The sequence below is a fragment of the Sphingobacterium sp. UBA6645 genome, assembly GCF_002455685.1.
Lineage (GTDB): Bacteria > Bacteroidota > Bacteroidia > Sphingobacteriales > Sphingobacteriaceae > Sphingobacterium > Sphingobacterium hotanense.
Map to the genome: position 1 here is coordinate 1 of NZ_DKLH01000007.1, position 5,560 is coordinate 5,560.

A 5,560-nucleotide genomic window follows, 5' to 3' on the forward strand; every position below is an offset into this window, starting at 1 on the left:
ATTGATCATGTTGTTTTATAACGCGTAAGGAACATCATAAATATACTGATAATCAGGATTTTATACAAGTTTTCGACCCTCATTTTAAGAAGATTTTTCCAATATATTTCAACCCTTAATTCGCATTAGTATTTAGTAGTTAGTAATAAGATCTGGGAAGCCGATAAAGCGCCTTTCTTTTGATTGTATGTTTCGAATTAGAATAGTGTTTGTTCTGAACCAGGAAAAAAAGGATACAAGGATTAGCAGGATCCTGTTCATCTTTTTATCCTTTTTTTCCTGGTTCAAGACAAACTACCCTTTTTTTCCTGGTTCAAAACAAATACCCGACACTATACCTGATCCTGCCAATCCTTTTATCCTTCCTTTCCTGGTTCAGACAAACTACCCTTTTTTCCTGTCCTAGCTAAAATCAAATGCCCAACGCCATACCCGATCCTGACAATCCTGACATCCTTTTTATCTTGGTTCAAAACAAACTACCCTTTTTTTCCTGGTTCAAACACAAAAGTCAACTAACTACCTTAACTCACTTCCCTTTCAAACCCAATGGAAACCCAATACAAACCCAAATCAGAACCCTTTTGAAAGGGCTAAGATTTGGGTTTGAATAAGGAGATAAAAGGACCTATCTCGAATCACTTAGCTACATTACTGCCACTAAGCAACCCGAAGTGCGCTTTTAACTAAAATAAAATAATGCTGGGGTTTTATTTTTCTTCGAGCTTCTCAATCTTATAGACGCAGCGGTTTTCATCGGCTAGGATGTGTTGCGTTCGTTCGACTTTGAATTGTTTGCCGAACAGTTTTTGGAAATTCTGGAGTTCAGCACGACAGAAGCGCTGGCAGGCGCGTGCAGCGGCACAGATAGGGCAGTGGTTTTCTATGAAATAATAATCGCTCGATTCTTTCGTCCATTCTGCGATGTAGCCTTCTTGAGATCGAATTTTGCTTAATCGCTCCAGCTTGTCTTCCAGGGACTTTGCTGATTTCAACTCATTCTCGTAGCGTTCGTAAGTTTGTTTTTCGCGGTCGCTGATCAAAAGTTCTAAAGCATTTTCGCCTAGAATGTTACGTACCGAATCTAGCAGTTGTACAGTTACATCGGCATGTGTATCGGGAAATTTTGCTAATCCGGCATCGGTCAATGAATAAAAGCTAAAAGGACGTCCGACACCTACGCTTTTACATTCCTTTTTCACCAATCCGTCTTCTTCCAATTTAAGCAAATGTTGTCGCGCGCCTTCTTTCGTCATCGCTAATTCCTTTGCTACTGTTGCGGCATCCAGTTCGCAGCGCATCTTCAGCAACATCAGCAACTGTTCCGAACTACTCTTCTTTTTCATTATCCAATGTTTTTCTTGGTTTAATCAAGTTTACAAAGATAACTATTCCGCTTAGCTATACACTTTGTTAAAATAATATTAATGAAATATTTTAACAAATAGCCTTTAGAGCAGCTTTTTAAAGCGTTGCCTATTTACATTGTCTGTAAATCATGACAATAATAAAACAATTGATTACTTGTTTTAATAGAAAGCTTTTCTAAATTTGACTATCGATAAGGCGGTACGTATTCGCTTTGCGATAGTAATACATTAACAGCCCTACCAAATTTATTATGGAACACTACATATTAACATTCAGAGCACCTTTAAAGACCATGCTGGCCAGAGAAGAGCTTATTAAAACATTGGCGCTTACGATTCCGCATATACAATTGCATTCTTTCGATTTGGATGATAAGCAATTTATTATGCGCATCAAATCGCTAGACCGAGTAGAGGATGCCATCCAAGCCAAATTGCTGGAGTTGGGGCATCGCGTCGCTTTCATTAGCTCAAACTCTATTTCTACAGCTTTAGGAGCATAGACTGCATTTTTTTCTAGTTCATATAAATGATTGTCTGAGGCGTTAGCCTATAGGCAATCATTTTTTTTTGGTTCTGATGGTGCTTTCTGTTTTTGTTTTTTTTAAAAAGTAAGTAATCAGGATAGTACAGGATACCATTATCAAATGGGAAGTTTATATTTGGTTATCACCTGAATCTGTATAGCCTATTGGCTCAGGGCATAAACCTAATACATACTACTTATTTATATGAATCTTAGATTACCATTCCTTGTTTTTGTTGTGCTATTGCTGCTTTATGGCTGTTCTAAAAAGCCATCCATGGAGCCTGTCAAGATTCATAAGGGCGCTCGTGTTGTTCTTATTGGCAATAATTTGGGCTCGCGCATGATGGAGTATGGTGATTTTGATACAGAGCTGCATACGCGTTTCCCGGATAGTTTATTGTATATCCGCAACATCTGTAATCCCGGAAATACGGCGGGCTTCCGGCCTCACCCTTCGCGCAATTCACCTTGGGCATTTGACGGGGCAGAAGCCTTCAATCCAGAATACGATATCAATACAGGTAGCGAAGGCCACTTCCCCACAGAGGATGCTTGGCTGCAAACGTTAAAGCCGGACGTAATTATTGGTTTTTTCGGTTATAATGAGTCATTTAAAGGTGCTGAGGGCCTGGACAACTTTAAGGGTGAAATCGCCGCTTTTATTGACCATACCAAAAAACAAGATTACAATGGCGGGAAGGGAATAACACTGGTTTTAGTGTCTCCAATCGCTTTCGAGGATCTTTCGGATAAATATGATTTACCTAACGGCGAGGCAACGAATGCAAACATTAAAATGTATGCCGATGCGATGGCTGCCATTGCCAAAGAAAAGAATGTACCATTCTTAGACGTTTTTTCAGTAAGTAAAAACTGGTACAACAACACTTCCGAACCACTTACGATCGATGGTTCGCAGCTTTCTGCTGATGGATATGCCAAATTCGCTGATTACTTAGTAACGGGCATTTTTGGCAAAGGAGAGGGGCCTGCGTCTGCACATAAGGACAAAATTAAAGAAGCAGTCTTAGAGAAGGACTGGATCTGGCATCAGGACTTTAAAATACCGAATGGTGTGCATGCCTATGGACGTCGCTTCAATCCATTCGGTCCGGATAACTATCCATTTGAGATCAAGAAGCTACGCCAAATGGGGGAGATTCGCGATACAGCGATTTGGAAAGCAGCAAAGGGTGAATCGGTAGACCTAGCGGCTATGGACAGGAATACGTTAAAACTGCCAGAAGTGATTACGAATTACGACGCTGGGGAGAAGGGAGAAGCGAAATACCTGTATGGGGAGGATGCTTTAGCAAAGTTCCATGTAGCGCCGGGCTATAAAATCGACTTATTTGCTTCGGAGAAAGAATTTCCCGAGTTGGCTAATCCGGTTCAAATCTCATTCGATGCGAAAGGTAGGCTCTGGGTTGCAACGATGCCGAGCTATCCGCATTGGAAAGCCGGCGATGGCAAGCCTAATGACAAGATTATCATTCTTGAGGATACGAACGGTGATGGGAAAGCAGATAAACAAACGGTATTTGCCGATAAATTGCACCTTCCTATCGGTTTCGAATTTACAAAAGAGGGCGTATATGTCTCGCAAGGGAAAAATATGGTCTTGTTAAAGGATACAGACGGCGATGGTAAAGCTGATAAAAAGGAAGTTATCTTAAGTGGCTTTGACGATCATGATACCCATCATGCACACTCGGTGTACACGATGGATCCCTCAGGCGCTATCTACATGGCCGAGGGCGTATTCTTACATACGAATGTCGAGACTTCTTACGGACCTGTACGGGCAACCAATGGAGGATTCTTTCGATACTCACCCCAGAACAAACGCTTAGAGCGTGTTGCTCAAGTTTCCATTCCAAATCCATGGGGAATAGCAACCGACGATTGGGGGCAGATGATCTATTCCGAGACCTCAGGTCCTGATGTGCGTTGGATGCTGCCAGGGAGTATGAAACCTCGATATGGCGAGGCTAATGATAAATCGTTCAGCTTGGTCGATACCCTCCATCGCGTTCGCCCGACCTCTGGCTTGGAGATCGTTTCATCGCGTCATTTTCCGGATGAGGTGCAAGGAGATTACTTGATCAACAATACAATTGGTTTCTTGGGTGCCATGCAACATAGCTTAGTGGATGATGGTACAGGTTTCAAGTCGCAACATCGTCAAGATCTATTTTGGTCGGACGATAAAAACTTCCGTCCGGTTGATTCAGAATTTGCGCCCGACGGCTCGTTATATGTGGTCGATTGGCATAATATATTGATTGGGCATATGCAGCATAATGCGCGGGACCCACTACGCGATCATGTGCATGGTCGTATTTATCGGGTTACTTACCCATCCAGACCTTTAGTAAAACCTGCCAAGGTAGATGGGGCTAGTATTGCTGAATTATTAGAAAACTTGAAATTACCTGAATATAGGACGAGATACAGAAGTCGTTCAGAATTACGTATGCGCGACGATGCAGCTGTAGTTAAGGAAACGCTCGCTTGGGTAAAGAAATTAGATAAAAGGGATCCGAAGTATCTTCATCATCTTACAGAAGCCATGTGGGTAACCTGGGGTGCGAATAAAATTGATGCGGAGTTGTTGGAAACGTTGTTAAATTCATCAGACTACCATGCGCGTGCGGCTGCGGTTCATGCTTTGCGATATAATACCGATAAGATCAAGAATTATAAAGAGCTATTTATGAAAGCGGCGAAGGATGAGAACGGAAGAGTAAAGCTGGAATTGATTGCTGCGGCATCATGGTTGAATCCGGCGACAGGATTGGAGCTCATGAATGCGATAGATACTACGAGTTTGGACAAGTGGAATAAGCCTGCCTACAATACCTCATTTGCGCATTTGAATAATAAATCTGTTAAGCCGAAGTCTGAAGGTGGAAGTCTACGGACAACTTTGAAGGGTAAGGATCTTGAACAGTTTAAACGAGGAGCAGTAATTTATGCAAAAGAAGGGTTCTGTATTACCTGTCATCAGCCAAACGGTAAAGGTTTGGAAGCCTCTGGTTTCCCGCCATTAAATGCAAGTGAGTGGGTAACAGGGAGTGAAGATCGCATAATCAAGTTGACACTGCATGGCTTGCTTGGACCGATTGAGGTGAACGGCAAGAAATATCCAGGTCAGGTTCCGATGACTCCGTTTGGTGCTATGCTGAATGATCAAGAAGTAGCGGATGTATTAACTTATGTGCGAAATACTTTTGGAAATAAAGCAGGAGTTATTTCACCAGAGAAGGTAAAAGCAATTCGTGCTGCAGTGCAGGACAAAAAGGGTTTCTATTCTCCAGAGGAGTTATTGAAGTCCCATCCGTTAGAGAAAGATTAATTTGGGTTAGAATAATTTGATGGAATAGGGAGAGTGTTTTTATATAGGCTTTAACACGTCTCCCTTGAACATCATGAAAGCGTTGGAAATCATCATCGTTTAATTTTAACAGCGAGTATTAAGCTATTTAGTTTCATATATTATAACCAAGACAGTTTCTCCCAACCTCCCCATAATGGGGAGGAATAACTGTCGAATTGAGTGAAAAGACTAATCAACAAAGAGTTGCGAGCTTTTTTCTTAAGAATTTTTAAACCGATAAATCGAAGGAATGAATAAAATTGGATTTAATTTATTGCCATG

The 5,560-nt window shown here is 41.5% G+C and carries 3 protein-coding genes; 2 read left to right on the top strand and 1 reads right to left on the bottom strand.

Going from position 1 to position 5,560, the window contains the following annotated elements; genetic code table 11:
- Positions 1 to 710 precede the first annotated feature (710 nt).
- Positions 711 to 1,346, bottom strand: coding sequence for a helix-turn-helix transcriptional regulator (locus B2400_RS01070; protein ID WP_149525685.1), 636 nt, complete (start codon positions 1,344 to 1,346; stop codon positions 711 to 713).
- A gap of 275 nt (positions 1,347 to 1,621) precedes the next feature.
- On the opposite strand from B2400_RS01070, the gene B2400_RS01075 reads away from it, so the two are divergent.
- Both B2400_RS01075 and B2400_RS01080 read left to right on the top strand, forming a co-directional pair.
- On the top strand, positions 1,622 to 1,873 hold the full coding sequence (locus tag B2400_RS01075) for a hypothetical protein (protein ID WP_286651531.1): 252 nt from the start codon (positions 1,622 to 1,624) through the stop codon (positions 1,871 to 1,873).
- Between the two features lie 228 nt (positions 1,874 to 2,101).
- Positions 2,102 to 5,257, top strand: coding sequence for a PVC-type heme-binding CxxCH protein (locus B2400_RS01080; protein ID WP_293930240.1), 3,156 nt, complete (start codon positions 2,102 to 2,104; stop codon positions 5,255 to 5,257).
- The last annotated feature ends 303 nt before the right edge of the window (positions 5,258 to 5,560 follow it).

What these genes read in the sequence shown, in the direction of transcription:
- B2400_RS01070 (WP_149525685.1), bottom strand. Translation starts at nt 1,346, where the DNA reads ATGAAAAAGAAGAGTAGTTCGGAACAGTTGCTGATGTTGCTGAAGATG.
- B2400_RS01075 (WP_286651531.1), top strand. Translation starts at nt 1,622, where the DNA reads ATGGAACACTACATATTAACATTCAGAGCACCTTTAAAGACCATGCTG.
- B2400_RS01080 (WP_293930240.1), top strand. Translation starts at nt 2,102, where the DNA reads ATGAATCTTAGATTACCATTCCTTGTTTTTGTTGTGCTATTGCTGCTT.